This is a genomic window from Actinopolymorpha cephalotaxi, from assembly GCF_013408535.1.
In the GTDB taxonomy this organism is placed as follows: Bacteria; Actinomycetota; Actinomycetes; order Propionibacteriales; family Actinopolymorphaceae; genus Actinopolymorpha; species Actinopolymorpha cephalotaxi.
Genome location: NZ_JACBZA010000001.1, coordinates 855,670 through 871,605, shown reverse-complemented (window position 1 = coordinate 871,605; position 15,936 = coordinate 855,670). Strand labels below are relative to the sequence as shown.

The 15,936-nt window shown below is 71.2% G+C and carries 16 protein-coding genes; 4 read left to right on the top strand and 12 right to left on the bottom strand.

Annotated features, from left to right (window positions below):
- Window positions 1-10: 10 nt before the first annotated feature.
- Window positions 11-865: a phytanoyl-CoA dioxygenase family protein gene (locus tag FHR37_RS03985; protein ID WP_092887357.1), complete on the top strand. Its 855-nt coding sequence runs from the start codon at window positions 11-13 to the stop codon at window positions 863-865.
- 96 nt (window positions 866-961) lie between these two features.
- Complete coding sequence (locus FHR37_RS03980) at window positions 962-1,990, top strand: NAD(P)/FAD-dependent oxidoreductase (protein ID WP_092887345.1); 1,029 nt, start codon at window positions 962-964, stop codon at window positions 1,988-1,990.
- A 35-nt stretch (window positions 1,991-2,025) separates the two neighbouring features.
- On the opposite strand, the gene FHR37_RS03975 is transcribed toward FHR37_RS03980, so the two are convergent.
- From FHR37_RS03975 to FHR37_RS03960, 4 genes are all read right to left on the bottom strand, one after another.
- Entirely contained in the window at window positions 2,026-2,754 is a 729-nt protein-coding gene (locus tag FHR37_RS03975; RefSeq protein ID WP_092887342.1) for a GNAT family N-acetyltransferase, read from the bottom strand.
- A gap of 120 nt (window positions 2,755-2,874) precedes the next feature.
- Entirely contained in the window at window positions 2,875-3,144 is a 270-nt protein-coding gene (locus tag FHR37_RS32900) for a UBP-type zinc finger domain-containing protein (protein WP_092887339.1), read from the bottom strand.
- The gene (locus tag FHR37_RS03965; RefSeq protein WP_092887336.1) at window positions 3,141-4,715 is read right to left on the bottom strand and encodes a Na+/H+ antiporter; all 1,575 of its coding nucleotides are present in this window, start codon (window positions 4,713-4,715) and stop codon (window positions 3,141-3,143) included. The genes FHR37_RS32900 and FHR37_RS03965 overlap by 4 nt, the downstream gene beginning before the upstream one ends.
- A 193-nt stretch (window positions 4,716-4,908) precedes the next feature.
- Window positions 4,909-5,778, bottom strand: coding sequence for a 3-hydroxyacyl-CoA dehydrogenase family protein (locus FHR37_RS03960; RefSeq protein WP_202818313.1), 870 nt, complete (start codon window positions 5,776-5,778; stop codon window positions 4,909-4,911).
- A 96-nt stretch (window positions 5,779-5,874) separates the two neighbouring features.
- Here FHR37_RS03960 and murA (FHR37_RS03955) point away from each other — a divergent pair, with 96 nt between their 5' ends.
- On the top strand, window positions 5,875-7,197 hold the full coding sequence (murA, locus tag FHR37_RS03955) for a UDP-N-acetylglucosamine 1-carboxyvinyltransferase (protein ID WP_092887333.1): 1,323 nt from the start codon (window positions 5,875-5,877) through the stop codon (window positions 7,195-7,197).
- Window positions 7,198-7,266: 69 nt separating this feature from the next.
- Here the strand turns inward: murA (FHR37_RS03955) and murA (FHR37_RS03950) are convergent, their stop codons facing one another.
- On the bottom strand, window positions 7,267-8,547 hold the full coding sequence (murA, locus tag FHR37_RS03950; protein ID WP_092887330.1) for a UDP-N-acetylglucosamine 1-carboxyvinyltransferase: 1,281 nt from the start codon (window positions 8,545-8,547) through the stop codon (window positions 7,267-7,269).
- Between the two features lie 122 nt (window positions 8,548-8,669).
- Here murA (FHR37_RS03950) and FHR37_RS03945 point away from each other — a divergent pair, with 122 nt between their 5' ends.
- Window positions 8,670-9,266: a cob(I)yrinic acid a,c-diamide adenosyltransferase gene (locus FHR37_RS03945; protein ID WP_092887327.1), complete on the top strand. Its 597-nt coding sequence runs from the start codon at window positions 8,670-8,672 to the stop codon at window positions 9,264-9,266.
- 33 nt (window positions 9,267-9,299) lie between these two features.
- Here the strand turns inward: FHR37_RS03945 and FHR37_RS03940 are convergent, their stop codons facing one another.
- From FHR37_RS03940 to FHR37_RS03910, 7 genes are all read right to left on the bottom strand, one after another.
- Window positions 9,300-9,740: a DUF2550 domain-containing protein gene (locus FHR37_RS03940; protein WP_092887324.1), complete on the bottom strand. Its 441-nt coding sequence runs from the start codon at window positions 9,738-9,740 to the stop codon at window positions 9,300-9,302.
- Between the two features lie 148 nt (window positions 9,741-9,888).
- Window positions 9,889-10,281, bottom strand: a complete 393-nt coding sequence (locus tag FHR37_RS03935) for a F0F1 ATP synthase subunit epsilon (protein WP_092887321.1) — start codon at window positions 10,279-10,281, stop codon at window positions 9,889-9,891.
- 211 nt (window positions 10,282-10,492) lie between these two features.
- Window positions 10,493-11,950, bottom strand: a complete 1,458-nt coding sequence (atpD, locus tag FHR37_RS03930) for a F0F1 ATP synthase subunit beta (protein WP_092887318.1) — start codon at window positions 11,948-11,950, stop codon at window positions 10,493-10,495.
- Window positions 11,951-11,959: 9 nt separating this feature from the next.
- The gene (locus FHR37_RS03925; RefSeq protein WP_092887315.1) at window positions 11,960-12,868 is read right to left on the bottom strand and encodes a F0F1 ATP synthase subunit gamma; all 909 of its coding nucleotides are present in this window, start codon (window positions 12,866-12,868) and stop codon (window positions 11,960-11,962) included.
- A gap of 3 nt (window positions 12,869-12,871) precedes the next feature.
- The gene (gene atpA, locus FHR37_RS03920) at window positions 12,872-14,515 is read right to left on the bottom strand and encodes a F0F1 ATP synthase subunit alpha (protein WP_092887312.1); all 1,644 of its coding nucleotides are present in this window, start codon (window positions 14,513-14,515) and stop codon (window positions 12,872-12,874) included.
- 47 nt (window positions 14,516-14,562) lie between these two features.
- A complete protein-coding gene (locus FHR37_RS03915; RefSeq protein WP_092887309.1) occupies window positions 14,563-15,384 on the bottom strand; it encodes a F0F1 ATP synthase subunit delta in 822 nt (273 codons plus the stop codon).
- Window positions 15,381-15,923 carry a F0F1 ATP synthase subunit B gene (locus tag FHR37_RS03910; RefSeq protein ID WP_092887306.1) on the bottom strand — a complete coding sequence of 181 codons (543 nt, stop codon included), beginning with the start codon at window positions 15,921-15,923 and terminating at the stop codon, window positions 15,381-15,383. The genes FHR37_RS03915 and FHR37_RS03910 overlap by 4 nt, the downstream gene beginning before the upstream one ends.
- Window positions 15,924-15,936: the final 13 nt, after the last annotated feature.

The following is a 15,936-nucleotide window of genomic DNA, read 5'->3' as shown; positions in this document are numbered from 1 at the left end:
GCCCTCCACCATGACGGACGTCCGCACCAGCGCTCCCTCCGCGTCCACGCGCGGGCGAGAAGGCGTTCCCGTCGCCGCCGCGGCCCGGCAGTTCGCCGAGGACGGGTTCACCATCATCCGGTCGCTGTTCTCCCCCGCGGAGATCGCCGAGCTCCAGGACGAGTTCACCGCCCTGCACGCGCGCGGCCCGGTGCCCGGCCACTTCGAGCCGCGGCCGCACGAGCCCGGTGAGCCGGTGGACGTGCTCCGCGACTACCCCCGGGTGATGCACCCGCACAAGATCAGCGCCGTCGCCCGGCAGTACCTCCTCGACGCCCGTCTGCGGATGATCCTCAGCTACCTCCTCGACGAGGAGCCGCTGGCCGCGCAGAGCATGTTCTACTTCAAGCCCCCGGGCGCGCGCGGTCAGGCGCTCCACCAGGACAACTTCTACCTGCGGGTCGAGCCGGGCACCTGCGTGGCTGCCTGGGTGGCCTGCGACGTGATCGACCGGGACAACGGCGGGCTCGAGGTCGTACCCGGCACGCACCGGATGGACGTGTTCTGCCCCGAGGACGCCGACCCCGAGGTGTCGTTCACCAAGGAGTACGTCCCGCCGCCGCCCGGCCTGGCCACGGTGCCGGTCGACCTGCAGCCCGGTGACGTGCTGTTCTTCAACGGCAGCCTGGTGCACGGGTCGGGACCGAACACCACCACCGACCGGTTCCGGCGTTCGTTCATCTGCCACTACGTCGGCCGGGACTCCTGCGAGCGGATCTCGCCGTGGTACGCCACGCTCACCATGGACGGCGACCCGGTAGAGGTGCCGGAGAGCGTCGGCGGCGGCCCCTGCGGCACCGAGACCGACACCGCCGGGCCTCACTGAGCAGGTCCGGCCGACCAGGCCGGGCCTCGGCCAGGCCCTGGCCAGGCGGCGCCAAGCGTCTTCGCAACCCGTGCCGGCTCGGGCATCATCGGTGACATGGCGACCAGCCCCCAAGAGGTGACCGAGCAGGTGACCGAAGAGGTGACCGAGCCGGTGACCGGCGCCCCGGGCCCGGCAGGCCGGGGGGCGCGGGTGCTGGTGGTCGGCGCCGGAGTCGTCGGGCTGACCTGCGCGGTGGTCCTGGCCGAGGACGGGTTCGAGGTCAACGTGCTGGCCCGCGACCTGCCACCGGAGACGACGTCCGCGGTGGCCGCCGCGCTGTGGTTCCCCTACCGCGCACTCCCCCAGGACCGGGTGACCGACTGGGCGGCCACGTCGTACCAAAGGTTCGCCCGGCTGGCGCGTGAGGACGAGTCGGCCGGCGTCGACCTCGTTCCCGGCGCCGACCTGGCCCGTACGCCGGGCGCCAAGCCCTGGTGGGCCGCGGCGGTGCCCGGCCTGCGCCCGCTGGACGACCCGCCCGACGGATACGCCGGCGGCTGGGAGTTCGAGGCTCCCGTCGTGGACTCCGGCAGCTACCTGCCCTGGCTGGTCGCCCGGCTGTCCGCGCTCGGCGGCACGCTCACCCGGCAGGCGCTGCCCGCCCTTCCGGACAACGCCCCGATCCTGGTCAACTGCACCGGGCTGGCCGCCCGCGCCCTCGCTCGAGACCGCTCGGTGACGCCGGTCCGCGGTCAGCTCGTCGTCCTGGACCAGGTGGGGGTCACCCGCTGGTGGGCCGACGACACCGAGCCCGAGCGCCCCCTGTACGTCGTACCCCGGCGCCGTTCGGTCGTCGTCGGCGGCACCGCCGAGCCGGACGACTGGGACACCCGGCCCCGGCCGGAGACCACCCGGGACCTACTCGCCGCCGCCGCCCGGCTGGAGCCCGCGCTGGCCGGCGCGCGGGTACTCCGCGAACGCGTGGGGCTGCGGCCCGCCCGGCCGAGCGTGCGGGTGGAGGCGCGGCCGGGCGAGGCCGGCCGGCTGGTGGTGCACTGCTACGGCCACGGCGGCTCCGGGTTCACCGTGTCCTGGGGATGCGCGGCCGAGGTCGCCGGGCTGGTCCGCGCCCACGTCGGCTGACCGGCGCGGTCCGAGCCGCTCCGACCGCGCGCCCGCTACGGCTCGGGGCGCAGCAGGACGTGCGTGTCCACCGGGCGGAACCCGATCCGGCCGTACATCCGGTGCCGGTGCGACTCCGCGCTGAGCCACACCGCGCGCGGCTGCAGGCCGAGGGCGTACCTCGCCGCGGCCGCCGAGATCGCCGAGCCGATGCCGCGGTCGCGCCACTCGGGCAGGACGCCGACCGCCGAGACGTACGCCGTGCCGGCCACCTCCCGGACCTGCGCGCAGGCGACGGCCACACCGTCGACCCGGCCGACCAGGAGGTGGTAGGTGGGCGAGGCGAGTACGCCGGGCGTCACCAGCGGGGCGAGCTCCGGGCCGTAGACGCCGAGGAACTCCTCCGCGCTGTCGGGTGCGCCGACGGTGAGCCCGGCCACCGGGGCCGCGGCCGCGAGCCGGGCGACACTGCCCAGGACCAGGACGGGAAGCTCCAGCCACGGCCGGAACCCGCGCCCGGTGAACTCGGGCCGGCCGGCGTACCTCGTCCGGGTGGTCACCGTCCACAGCCCGCGCGCCGGCGCGTGCGCGTCCAGCCACTCGACCGCCTGGTCCAGCGCGGACGCCGACGGCGGCCCCATCGCCTTCGCCTGGGTCGCCCACGGCTGGCCGATCGGGTAGCTCACGCAGGCGATGCCGGCCACCACGGCGCTGGTGCCGCTGTCGGCGGGCACGTCGGCCAGCGCCGCCTCGGCCCGGGCCAGCAGGTCGGCGAGGTCGGTCATCGCCGGACCTGCCGGACCTGCCGGAGCCGGGGTGATCGTACGGGTGCCACGCCGTCACCCTAACGATCACGACCGCGCAGGTCCTCCCGGTTTCCGGTGGAGGTCAGATTGCCGGGAGGGTCAGCCGAGCCGGTTGTCCACGTAGCACCAGCGCCAGGCCTCGCCGCGTTCGAACGAACGGATCACCGGGTGGCCGGTCTCGCGGTGGTGCGCGGTCGCGTGCTTCCACTGGGAGGAGTCGCAGCAGCCGACGTGGCCGCAGGTCAGGCACAACCGCAGATGGATCCAGTCGTCGGTGCCCTGAGCCAGGCACTCCTCGCAGCCCTGCGGCGTCTTCGCGGTCACGTCGCCGGTCGCCTGCGCGAGATGCGTACAGGTCGGGCTGGTCACGAGTCGTCCTCCTCCTGTCGTCCACGGGCCATCATCAGCTGTTCCAGGTCCAGCTCCCGCTCCACCTCGCGGAGCACCTCCTCCGGGATCCGCTTCTCGTCCCGGGCCTGGACGAAAACGCCGCGTTCTGCGTCCAGCATTCCCAGCCGCAGCCGGCGCATGGTCTCGGTGGGGGGTTCACGGTCGGGATCGCCGAGGCGTTCCCAGACCTGGTTGGCGCGGATCTCGGCCGAGTCGCGCAACCGGTCGACGACGTAGTCGGGGGCGTCGCCGCGGTCGGTGTCCAGCCGGGCCAGGGCCGCGCGCATGGCGTCCTGGCGTACCTCCGCCTCGGCCAGCAGGTCCTCGCGCGGGTCGTCCCTGACGACGCCCACCAGACGGACCACTGCCGGCAGCGTCAGCCCCTGCGCGACCAGGGTCACCAGGATGACCACGAACGCGATGAAGACCAGCAGGTCGCGTCCGGGGAAGTCCAGCGGGAGGCTCAGCGCCGCCGCCAGCGTCACCACTCCGCGCATCCCGGCCCAGGAGACCACCACGACGTTCGGCCACGGCGGATAGGTGTGGTGTTCGCGGTCCAGGCGCAGCGCCGGCGGGAGGTACGCGCCGGGGAACACCCACACGAACCTCCCGATCACGACGGTGAGCACCACCGCCACCGTCGCCGCGGTCACCAGCTGCCAGCCCGACGACAGCGCGTCCACCACCGACCGCATCTGCAGGCCCACCAGCAGGAACAGCGTTCCTTCGAGCAGGAACTGCGTCACCTTCCACACCGCGTCGATCTGCACCCTGGCCGCCGGGTCGAGCATCCGGTCGCGCCGGTGCCCGAGGTAGAGGCCACAGGTCACCACCGCGACGATGCCGGAGGCGCCGATGTAGTTCGCGGGTACGAACGCCACGAACGGCGTGAGCAGGGAGATCGTGTTGTCCAGCAGCGCGTCCCGGGTGCGCTGGTGCATCCATCGGGCGAGCACCGCGACCACGCCGCCGATCGCGAGCCCGCCGAACACCGACAGGCTGAGCTGGCCGACCGCACCCGCCCACGTCACGGTCGTACCGAGGGCTGCGGACACCGCCACCCGCAGCGCGACCAGCGCGGTGGCGTCGTTGACCAGGCTCTCCCCCTCCAGGATCGTCACCACCTGGCGGGGAAGGTGCAGCCGGCGGGCGATCGCGGTGGCGGCAACGGCGTCGGGCGGCGCGACCACGGCACCCAGCGCGAACGTCGCCGCCAGCGGGATCGACGGGACGACGGCGTGCAGGACCAGTCCGACCAGCGCGGCGATGAACAGCACGTGGCCGAACGCCAGCAGCACGATCGGGCTCAGGTTGCTCCGGAACGCCGGCAGCGAGGTGCGGATCGCCGCGATGTAGAGCAGCAGCGGAAGGATGCCCTCGAGGATGAGGTCGGGCTCGAGGTGGATTTCGGGACCGATCGGGACGAACGAGAACGCGACACCCGCGACCACCAGCAGGATCGGGGCCAGCAGGCCGGTTCGCCGGGCCAGCCCGGAGACCAGCCCGACCACCGCCAGCAACAGAACTACGTCGAGCAGGCTCTCGCGCACGTCCCCGAGACTAGCCGGGGCCGCGAAACTCGCTCCCGGCCGCCGTGACCTGCGCTTTCCGCACCCGCGGCCGGGCTCCGGCGGATCATCCGCGGACGAGTCCCCCCGCCCGCCGGACCGCCCGGGATTCTTCCGCGGAAGAAGCCTGACGCGCTCGGTCAGGGCGAACTGGAAGGCCAGGGGGGCCGGGCGCTCAGGGCTGGTCGTAGTCGTAGAACCCGCGCCCGGACTTGCGGCCCAGCTCACCGGCCTCGACCATCCGGGTCAGCAACTCCGGCGGGAAGAACTTCGGGTCGGCCGTCTCGTCCCAGATGTTCTGGGTCGCGTGCCGCAGGACGTCCACGCCGGTCAGGTCGGTGGTGGCCAGCGGGCCCATCGTGTGCCCGAACCCCAGCTTGCAGGCGGTGTCGATGTCCTCGGCGGTCGCGACACCGTCCTCCACCAGCCGCACCGCCTCCATCACCAGGGCGGAGATCAGCCGGGTGGTCACGAAGCCCGCGATGTCGCGGTTGACCACGACACAGGTCTTGCCCACCGACTCGGCGAACTCTCGCGCCCGCTCCAGCGTGGCGTCGGACGTGCGGTGGCCGCGTACCAGCTCACACAGCCCCATCATCGGCACCGGCGAGAAGAAGTGCGTGCCCACCACAGACTCGGGGCGGTTGGTGGCGGCGGCGATGCGGGTGATCGGGATCGCGGAGGTGTTGGTGGCCAGTACCGTGCCGTCGGGGCAGATCCGGTCCAGCTCGGCGAACACCTCGCGCTTGACGTCGAGGCGTTCGAACACCGCCTCCACCACGATGCCGGCCTTGGCGACCGCGCCCAGGTCGGTGGTCGTGGTGATCCGCTCCAGGGCCGCCTCCACGCCGTCCTCGGGAATCCTGCCCTTGCGCGCGAACGTCTCCAGCGACCGCCGGATGCCGGCCGTCCCGCGTTGGAGCGCGTCGTCGGTGACGTCGCGCAGGATGACCTGCCAACCGGCTGTGGCGGCCACCTGCGCGATCCCGGATCCCATCAATCCGGAACCGACGACAGCCACCGTGCGACTAATGAGTTCCGTCATGCAGGCACCTTACGAGAAGACGGCGACCAACACGGTGAGTCGCTACCGTCGCGAAGTCGCGGCGTACGACCACCAGGAGGGAGACGTGTGAGCCGGATGAACGCGGACACCATGGAAGTGTCGGGCGGCACACCGCTGGCCGGGGAGATCTCCGTACGCGGGGCGAAGAACCTCGTCCCCAAGGCGATGGTGGCGGCCGTGCTCGGCGACCAGCCGTCGACGTTGACCAACGTCCCCCGGATCAGCGACGTCGCGATCGTCCGCGAGCTGCTCGAGCTGCACGGGGTGACCGTGCGCGACGGGGCCGACGGACCGCACTCGCTGGTCCTCGACCCCGCCCGCGCCGAGCAGGCGACGATGGGCGACATCGAGGTGCACGCGGGGTCCAGCCGGATACCGATCCTGCTGTGCGGGCCGCTGCTGCACCGCGTCGGGCACGCGTTCATCCCGGACCTGGGCGGATGCCGGATCGGCGACCGGCCGATCAACTTCCACCTGGACGCCCTCCGGCAGTTCGGCGCCGTCGTCGACAAGCGGCCCGAGGGGCTGCACATCACCGCGCCGGACGGCCTCACCGGGACCCAGCTCGAACTCCCGTACCCCAGCGTCGGCAGCACCGAGCAGGTGCTCCTCACCGCCGTCCGCGCCCAGGGCGTCACCGAGCTACGCAACGCCGCCGTCGAGCCGGAGATCATCGACCTGATCTGCGTCCTGCAGAAGATGGGCGCGATCATCAACCTCGACACCGACCGGGTCATCCGCATCACCGGCGTACGCCGGCTCGGCGGCTACATCCACGAGGCGCTGCCGGACCGGATGGAGACGGCCTCGTGGGCCTGCGCGGCGCTGGCCACGGGCGGTGAGGTGTTCGTCCGCAACGCCCGCCAGGTCGACCTGATGACCTTCCTGAACGTCTACCGCCGGGCCGGTGGGGAGTTCATGGTCACCCACGAGGGCATCCGGTTCTGGCATCCGGGCGGCAAGCTCAACGCGGTCGCGCTGGAGACCGACGTCCACCCCGGGTTCATGACCGACTGGCAGCAGCCGCTGGTGGTCGCGCTGACCCAGGCGACCGGACTGTCGATCCTGCACGAGACGGTGTACGAGAACCGCCTGGGCTTCACCGAGGCGCTGGTCCGGCTGGGCGCGCACATCCAGGCGTTCACCGACTGCCTGGGCGCCACGCCGTGCAGGTTCGGGCGGCGCAACTACACCCACTCGGCGGTGATCTCCGGCCCCACCTCGCTGCGCGGCGCCGACCTCACCGTGCCCGACCTGCGGGGCGGCTTCTCGTACATGATCGCGGCGCTCACCGCACAGGGCAGGTCGACGCTGCGCGGGATCGACATCTTCGCCAGGGGGTACGAGAACTTCCTGCCCAAGCTGGAAGGGCTCGGCGCCCAGGTCGACGTCCACTGACCGGTAGGCGCGGGTCGGTCGGCCGAGCGGGCCGGTCAGTCAGCGAGCGGTTGTCAGCCGAGCGGTCGGTCAGCCGAGGTCCACGTCGTCCGGCTCGCGCCGCACCTCGGCGCCCAGGCCCTGGAGAATCTCCACCAGCCGGGGGTAGCCGCGGTCGAGGTGGTGTACGCCGGACACCAGCGTCTCCCCCTCCGCGACCAGCCCGGCGAGCAGCAGGCCCGCGCCCGCCCGGATGTCGGTCGCCTCCACCGGAGCGCCGGACAGCGCCGGGCGCCCCCGGATCACCGCGTGGTGCCCGTCGGTGCGTACGTCCGCACCCAGCCGGGCCAGCTCCTGGACGAACCGGAACCGCCCGTCGAAGAGGTTCTCGGTCACCATCGAGGTGCCCTCGCTGACCGCGGCCAGCGCCACCATCATCGCCTGCAGGTCGGTCGGGAACCCCGGGTACGGCAGCGTCACGACGTTGACCGCCCGCGGCTGGCCCTCCATCCCGACCGTGAAGCTCACCGGCCCGGTCCGCACCGACGCACCGGCCCTGGCCAGCTTGTCCAGCACGATGTCCAGGTGGTCGGCCCGCGCGTCCCGCAGGGTGACCTCCCCGCCCGTCACGACGGCACCGATCGCCCAGGTGCCCGCCACCATCCGGTCCGGCACCACCGTGTGCTCGACCGCCGACAGGTCCGCCGGCCCCTCGACCTCGAGCGTGGAGGTGCCGATCCCGCCGATCTTCGCGCCCATCTTGGTGAGCATGTCGGCGATGTCGACGATCTCCGGCTCGCGGGCGGCGTTGTCGATCAACGTCGTGCCGCGGGCCAGGGTGGCCGCCAGCAGGAGGTTCTCGGTGGCGCCGACGCTCGGGAAATCCAGCAGGATGGTCGCGCCGTGCAGCCCCGCCGGGGCCTCCGCCACCACGAAGCCGTGCTCCACACCGATCTGGGCGCCCATGCGTTCCAGCCCGGACACGTGCATGCCCAGGCCGCGGGAGCCGATACTGTCACCGCCCGGCAACGCCACCTTCGCCCGGCCGGTGCGGGCCACCAGCGGGCCGAGCACCGTGATCGAGGCCCGCAGCCGGCGTACGAGGTCGTAGTCGGCCTCGTGGTGGATCGACTCGGGCACGTCGATGGTCAGCGTCCCGTCCTCGAACTTCGAGGTGTCGAGCTCACAGCCCATCCGTTTGAGCAACGCGCCCATGAAGGTCACGTCCAGGATGTCGGGCACATTGTGCAGCACCGTACGACCCTGCGTGAGCAGCGACGCCGCCATCAGTTTCAGGGCGCTGTTCTTGGCGCCGGTGACCGGCACCTCGCCCACGAGCCGGTTGCCTCCGCGAATTCTCAGCCGTTCCACCCGTGCATGCTATGAGCCCCCGTCCCCGCGCCGCGCGGCACACTCGTGCTTCGGGACGAGACCACCCGCCGAGGGTGAGGTGAGGTGCACCTGATCCGCACGACACGTCCTAGGCTGCGGACATGGTCAACCTCACTCGGATCTACACCCGCGCCGGAGACGGCGGCCGGACCCGGCTGGTCGACAACAGCCTCGTCACCAAGACCGACCGCCGGCTGGCCGCGTACGCCGACGTGGACGAGGCCAACGCGAGCATCGGCGCCGCGCTCGCGCTCGGCGACCTGGCCGGGGACGTCGCGGCGGTGCTGGTGGAGGTGCAGAACGACCTGTTCGACCTGGGTGCCGACCTCGGCAACCCGGTCGACCCCGGCGCCGCCCCCGGCGCGGCTCTGCGAATCACCCCGGAGTACGTCGAACGGCTGGAGGCGCACTGCGACGCCTTCAACGAGCGGGTCGAGCCGCTGCGCTCCTTCGTGCTCCCGGGCGGGACGCCCGGTGCTGCTCTACTGCACACGGCCCGCACGGTGACCCGGCGGGCCGAGCGCACCGCGTGGGCGGCCTGGGAGGAGCACGCGGACACGATGAACGCGGACACGATCAAGTACCTCAACCGGCTGTCGGACCTGCTGTTCATCCTGGCCCGGGTGGCCAACGCCGACCGGGGCGACGTGCTGTGGCAGCCGGGTGGCGGGCGGGCCGACCAGGCGGAGCGCTCGTAGGGGCGCCCAGGTGCGGGTGCCGCGGGCTCAGACTTAGAGCGGTGCGTGCCGGCGGCCCGGCGGGGCCGCCTCCAGCCACACCAGGAAGCCGGTCAGGGCGTCCTCGGCCATCGCCAGCTCGATCGTCCGGCCGGCCTGCTCACACTCGACCACGACGTGGCCGGCGTAGAGCCCGAGAGCCTCGTTGGCACCCGGGTCGCGGCGGGCCTGCACGATCAGGTCGTTCCGGGAGAACGACCGACGGGGCCGCAGACCGTACGAGAACACCGGAAACCACTCCACGGTGTCCCCGGCGTACCGGGCGACGCCGAGCGACCAGCCCTTGCCGTTGGGCTGCTTGTGCAACCTGAGGCTGGAGTCGAAAGTGCCGCCGCCGCGTTGCAGCAGGCGGCGGCGAAATGCCAGACCGGCAAGACATATGAGGACGAGCGCGAGGATCAGCCCGGCGAACTCGAGGATGATCTCGATCACCATCCCCGACCGCCCGGGAAGCGGCGCCTTCGGGCGGGCCGACCTACCTTCGCCGGACAGCATGCACCGGCGAGACCGTCGGGCTCACGGGAGGGCGTGCGCGGCGCGGCCGCATGACCTGTCGCTGCCACACCCACCCCCCGCCCGGCCGTCAGGAAGCCATCTCGACAGCGCGTACGCGAGCCTCGGCCCGGCGTACGTGTTCGAGAGCTTCCTGGTCGTTCTCCCCGGCCGCTCGGGCCCGCTCCAGCTCCTGCCGCGCGGCCTCGAGATCGATCTCGTGGGACATCTCGGCGTATTCGGCAAGAATCGACACCCGGTCGTTGGCGACCGAGAGGAATCCGCCCTGGACCGCGGCGACGTAGATCTCCGACTCCGGCGTGCGTACCTCGACCACGCCGTCGACCAGGAGACCCAGGACCGGTGCGTGCCCGGGCAGGATCCCGATGTCACCGTCGGACGTACGGGCGATGACAGTCGTCGCCTCGCCCGACCAGACCGTGCGGTCCGGCGCGACCAGCTCGACGTGCAGGGGCTCTGCCACCGTGAATCCTCCTGGCCTGAATTCGTTCTCGCCTGAATTCGTTCTGTGGAGAATACCCGCTCCCGGGCATTCCACTTCCTGCTACCCCGCACCACCGAAACCGTTGCCGGATCGGTGCGGGATCGGTGCCGGATCCGCCGACAGGGCCTCCCGGGCGACCTGCGCCCGGGAGGCCCCGATCGTCACATCTGTACCGCGTACTGCGAGCCGGTCACAGATCCTTCTGGATCTCCGCCCACTTGCGCTCCACGTCGTCCAGCCCACCGACGGAGTAGAACGCCTGCTCACCCACGTGGTCGTACTCGCCGTCGCAGACCTTCTTGAAGGCCTCGATGGTGTCCTCCAGCGGGACGAACGATCCCTCGATGCCGGTGAACTGCGTGGCCGCGAAGGTGTTCTGGGACAGGAACCGCTGCAGCTTGCGCGCCCGGGCCACGGTGATCTTGTCTTCTTCGGGAAGCTCGTCGATACCGAGGATGGCGATGATGTCCTGCAACTCGCGGTTGCGCTGCAGGATCTGCTTGACCCGGATGGCCGTGTCGTAGTGCTCCTGGGAGATGTAGCGCGGGTCCAGGATGCGCGACGTCGAGGTCAGCGGGTCGATGGCCGGGTAGATCGCCTGCGCGGCGAGGTCCCGGGAGAGCTCGGTGGTGGCGTCGAAGTGGGTGAACGCCGTCGCCGGAGCCGGGTCGGTGTAGTCGTCCGCCGGCACGTAGACCGCCTGCATCGAGGTGATCGAGTGCCCACGGGTGGAGGTGATCCGCTCCTGCAGAAGGCCCATCTCGTCGGCCAGCGTGGGCTGGTAACCCACCGCCGACGGCATCCGGCCGAGCAGGGTCGACACCTCCGCACCCGCCTGGGTGAAGCGGAAGATGTTGTCGATGAACAGCAGCACGTCCTGACGCTGCACGTCGCGGAAGTACTCCGCCATCGTGAGGCCGGCCAGCGCGACCCGCAGCCGGGTGCCCGGCGGCTCGTCCATCTGGCCGTACACGAGCGCGGTGTCCTTGATGACCCCGCTCTCGTCGAACTCGAGGATGAGGTCGTTGCCCTCACGGGTGCGCTCACCGACGCCCGCGAAGACGGAGGTGCCACCGAAGTTGCGGGCGACCCGGATGATCATCTCCTGGATGAGCACCGTCTTGCCCACACCCGCGCCGCCGAACAGGCCGATCTTTCCACCCTGGACGTACGGCGTGAGCAGGTCGATCACCTTGATGCCGGTGACCAGCATCTCGGTCTTGCCCTCGAGCTGGTCGAACGGCGGGGCCTGCCGGTGGATCGGCCAGCGCTCGGTGATCTCGAGCTCCTCGCCCTCCTCGGCGTTCAGGCACTCACCGGCGACATTCCAGACGTGCCCCTTGGCCACGTCGCCGACCGGCACCGTGATCTGGCTACCGGTGTCGCGCACCTCCTGGCCGCGCACCAGACCGTCGGTCGGCTGCAGGGAGATCGCCCGGACGAGGTTCTCACCGAGGTGCTGCTGCACCTCGAAGGTCAGGGTCTGGCGCTGGTCGCCGAGGGTGATCTCGGTCTTCAGCGCGTTGTAGATGTCGGGGATCGAGCCGGCGGGGAACTCGACATCGACGACCGTGCCGATCACGCGTGCGACACGGCCGACGCCGGCAGCCGACTTCTCGGCGGTGTTCTCGCCAATCGTGGCAGTCATCTCTCTCACTCACTCCCCAGCGCTTGTCTCGGCGAGCGCGCTCGCACCACCGACGATCTCGCTGATTTCTTGGGTGATCTCGGCCTGGCGGGCCTGGTTTGCTTCGCGGGTGAGCGTACGGATCAGCTCCTCCGCGTTGTCGGTGGCCGACTTCATCGCACGCTGGCGGGCCGCGAGCTCACTGGCCGCCGCCTGCAGCATGCAGTGGTAGATGCGGTTGTCGACGTAGCGCGGCAGCAACGCGTCCAGCACCTCGGAGGCCGAGGGCTCGAACTCGTACAGCGGCAGCACGTCCTCCTCCGCCGGGGGCTCCTCGCCCTCGACGACCTCCAGCGGCATCAGCCGGATGACTTCGGGCCGCTGGGTCATCATGCTGACGAACTGGGTGTAGACGATGTGGATCTCGTCCACTCCGCCCTCGTCGGAGCCGGCGAGGAACGCCTTGGTCAGCTCCTGGCCGACCGTTCGGGCGTCGTCGTAGCTCGGGCCGTCGGAGAAGCCGGTCCACTGCCCGGCGACCTCGCGGTTGCGGAAGCGGTAGTAGGCCGCCGCCTTGCGACCGCAGAGGTACGGAACGACTTCCTTGCCCTCGCTGCGCAGCAGCTCGCCGAGCCGCTCGCCCTCCCGCAGCACGCTGGAGGAGTACGCGCCGGCCAGGCCGCGGTCGCTGGAGATGACCAGCACGGCCGCCCGGCGCGGGTTCTCCCGCTCGGTGGTGATCGGGTGGTCGACGTGGGAGAACGTCGCCAGCGCGGACACGGCGCGGGTGAGCTCCCGGGCGTACGGCGTGGCCGCCCGCGAGCGCTCCTGCGCACGGCGGATGCGGGACGCGGCGACCAGCTCCATCGCCCGGGTGCTCTTCTTGATCGTCGTCACCGCACGGATGCGCTGACGATAGATGCGGATCTTGCCTGCCATGGCTCAGCCCCGCTTCTGCCGGACGATCTTCTCCTGCTCGACGCTCTCCTCTTCCAGCGCCTCGACCTCTTCGCGGCCCGGCTTGAGCAGCTGGCCGTCGGAGGTCTCGAAGGTCTGCTTGAAGTCGGTGACCGCCTCTTCGAGCGTGGAGACCGTGTCGTCGGTGAAGTTGAGCGTCTCCCGGATGCCGTTCAGGATTCCGGACCGGTCACGGCGCAGGAAGTCGAGGAACTCGCCCTCGAACCGCCGTACGTCGTCGACCGGAACGTCGTCGAGCTTCCCGGTGGTGCCGAGCCAGATCGAGACCACCTGGTCCTCGACCGGGTACGGCGAGGACTGCGGCTGCTTCAGCAGCTCGGTCAGCCGCTGGCCGCGCTCGAGCTGGCGGCGGGAGGCGGCGTCGAGGTCGGAGGCGAACATCGCGAACGCCTGCATCTCGCGGTACTGCGCGAGGTCCAGCTTGAGCTGGCCCGCGACCGCCTTCATCGCCTTCGTCTGCGCGGACGTACCGACCCGGGACACCGACTGGCCGACGTCGACCGCCGGGCGCTGGTTGGCGTTGAACAGGTCGGACTGGAAGAAGATCTGACCGTCGGTGATGGAGATCACGTTGGTCGGGATGTACGCCGAGATGTCGTTGGCCTTGGTCTCGATCACCGGGAAGCCGGTCATCGAACCGCTACCCAGCTCCTTCGACAGCTTCGCGCACCGCTCCAGCAGCCGGCTGTGCAGGTAGAACACGTCGCCGGGGTAGGCCTCGCGGCCCGGCGGGCGGCGCAGCAGCAGCGACATCGCGCGGTAGGCCTCGGCCTGCTTGGACAGGTCGTCGAACACGATCAGGACGTGCTTGCCGCCGTACATCCAGTGCTGGCCGATGGCCGAACCGGTGTAGGGGGCGATGTACTTGAAGCCCGCGGGCTCGGAGGCGGGGGCCGCGACGATGGTGGTGTAGTCCATCGCGCCGGACTCCTCCAGCGTGCGCTTGACCTCCGCGATCGTGGTGCCCTTCTGGCCGATCGCGACGTAGATGCAGCGGACCTGCTTGGTCGGGTCGCCGCTGTCCCAGTTGGCCTTCTGGTTGATGATCGTGTCCACCGCGACCGTCGTCTTGCCGGTCTTGCGGTCACCGATCAGCAGCTCCCGCTGACCGCGGCCGATCGGGATCATCGCGTCGACCGCCTTGATGCCGGTCTGCAGCGGCTCCTTCACCGGCTGGCGCGCCATCACGCCGGGAGCCTGCAGCTCCAGCGCGCGGTTGCCCTCCACGCCGGTGATCTCGCCCAGGCCGTCGATCGGCTTGCCGAGCGCGTCCACCACGCGGCCGAGGTAGCCCTCGCCCACCGGCACCGACAGCACCTGGCCGGTACGGCGGACCGTCTGGCCCTCCTCGATCCCGGTGAACTCACCGAGGACGACCGCACCGATATCGCGGACGTCGAGGTTCAGCGCCATCCCGAGCGTGCCGTTCTCGAACTCCAGCAGCTCGTTGGCCATCGCGGACGGCAGGCCCTCGATGTGTGCGATGCCGTCACCGGCGTCGACAACCTTGCCGACCTCTTCGGTGGCCAGCTCGGCGGGCTGGTAGCTCGAGACGAAACGCTCCAGCGCTTCCCGGATCTCCTCCGGGCGGATCGTCAGCTCCGACATCTTCGTGGTCCCTGCTCTCTCGGCAATCTCAGGTGTGTGCGGGGCGGTCAGCCGGCCAGCCGGCGCCGCGCGTCATCCAGCCGACCGGCGATGGTGCCGTCGATGACCTCGGCGCCCAGCTCGACGCGCAAGCCGCCGAGAACCCCGGGGTCTACCAGGATGTTGAGGTGTACGTCGTGGCCGTACTGGCGACGCAGCGCGCCGGCCAGCCGATCCTGTTCGGCGGCACCCAGCGGTGTCGCCGTACGGACGGTGGCCACCAGCCGCTCCCGCCACCCGGCGGCGAGTCTGGCGTAGGTGTCGAGCGCCTCGATGACCGAAAGCCCCCGGGGGGCCACCACGGCCTGCTCCACCAAGGGTACGGCCCCTTCGGGCGCCTTCCCGGCGAGCAGGTCGCGGACCAGGTTGGCCCGGTTGTCCGCCGGGATCCCCCGATCGGTCAGCGCCAGCTGCAGCCCGTCCTCGCGCTCGACCAGCCGGGCGAAGCGGAACAGGGCGTCCTCGAGGTCGTCGAGGCGTCCCTCCTCCTCCGACGCCCGCACCAGCACCAGCGCGCCGAGCTGTTCCACAGCGTCGGTGAGCTGGCGCGCCCGCGGCCAGGAAAGGCGGACCGCGGCGGTCACGAGGTCGAGCGTCCGGGCGCCGATCCGCGTCCCCAGCAGGTTGCCGGCGAGCGCGGCCCGGTCGTCCGGGGTACGGGTGGAGTCGGTGAGGGCCCGCCGCAACGCCGGTTGGGCGTCCAGCAGCCGGACGACGGAGAACAGCTCCCGTCCGGCCTCGACGAGTTCCGCGGGCGTGCCGGAGACGCCCCGCAGCCGCTGCCGCAGGGTCGCCACCGCCTCTCGCGAGGTGCCGTGGAAGTCCGTCATCGTGCCTCTCCGACCGGCTGCTGCTCCAGCTCGGTGATGAAGCGTTCGACGATGCGCCGCTGACGGCCCTCGTCCTCGAGCGCCTCACCGACGATCCGGCCGGCGAGCTGGGTGGACAGGTCACCGATCTCGCTGCGCAGCTGCAGCAGGGTCTGCTGCCGCTCCGCCTCGAGCTGGGTGTGCGCCTGGGTGACGATCCGCTGGGCCTCGGCCTGGGCCTGCTCCCGCATCTCCGCCACGATCGCGGCGCCCTGCTCCTTGGCTTCCTCGCGGATGCGGGACGCCTCGTGCCGAGCCTCCGCCAGCTGCTGCTGGTACTGCTCGAGGGCTGCCTTGGCCTCGGCCTGCGTCTCCTCGGCCCGCTTGAGCCCACCCTCGATGGCCTCGGCGCGCTCGGCGAACGCCTTCTCGAACCTCGGCGCGACCCACGTACGGACGACGTAGAACAGGATGCCGAAGACGATCAGGCTCAGGATGATCTCGATCGGGTGCGGAATGAGCGGGTTTACCGTCTCCTCCGCGGCGAGGATCGATGTCATGGCTAGTGCCCCT

Coding starts and splice junctions, on each gene's coding strand:
- FHR37_RS03985 (WP_092887357.1), top strand. CDS start 11: ATGACGGACGTCCGCACCAGCGCTCCCTCCGCGTCCACGCGCGGGCGA.
- FHR37_RS03980 (WP_092887345.1), top strand. CDS start 962: ATGGCGACCAGCCCCCAAGAGGTGACCGAGCAGGTGACCGAAGAGGTG.
- FHR37_RS03975 (WP_092887342.1), bottom strand. CDS start 2,754: ATGACCGACCTCGCCGACCTGCTGGCCCGGGCCGAGGCGGCGCTGGCC.
- FHR37_RS03960 (WP_202818313.1), bottom strand. CDS start 5,778: ATGACGGAACTCATTAGTCGCACGGTGGCTGTCGTCGGTTCCGGATTG.
- murA (WP_092887333.1), top strand. CDS start 5,875: ATGAACGCGGACACCATGGAAGTGTCGGGCGGCACACCGCTGGCCGGG.
- FHR37_RS03945 (WP_092887327.1), top strand. CDS start 8,670: ATGGTCAACCTCACTCGGATCTACACCCGCGCCGGAGACGGCGGCCGG.
- FHR37_RS03940 (WP_092887324.1), bottom strand. CDS start 9,740: ATGGTGATCGAGATCATCCTCGAGTTCGCCGGGCTGATCCTCGCGCTC.
- atpD (WP_092887318.1), bottom strand. CDS start 11,950: ATGACTGCCACGATTGGCGAGAACACCGCCGAGAAGTCGGCTGCCGGC.
- FHR37_RS03925 (WP_092887315.1), bottom strand. CDS start 12,868: ATGGCAGGCAAGATCCGCATCTATCGTCAGCGCATCCGTGCGGTGACG.
- atpA (WP_092887312.1), bottom strand. CDS start 14,515: ATGTCGGAGCTGACGATCCGCCCGGAGGAGATCCGGGAAGCGCTGGAG.
- FHR37_RS03915 (WP_092887309.1), bottom strand. CDS start 15,384: ATGACGGACTTCCACGGCACCTCGCGAGAGGCGGTGGCGACCCTGCGG.
- FHR37_RS03910 (WP_092887306.1), bottom strand. CDS start 15,923: ATGACATCGATCCTCGCCGCGGAGGAGACGGTAAACCCGCTCATTCCG.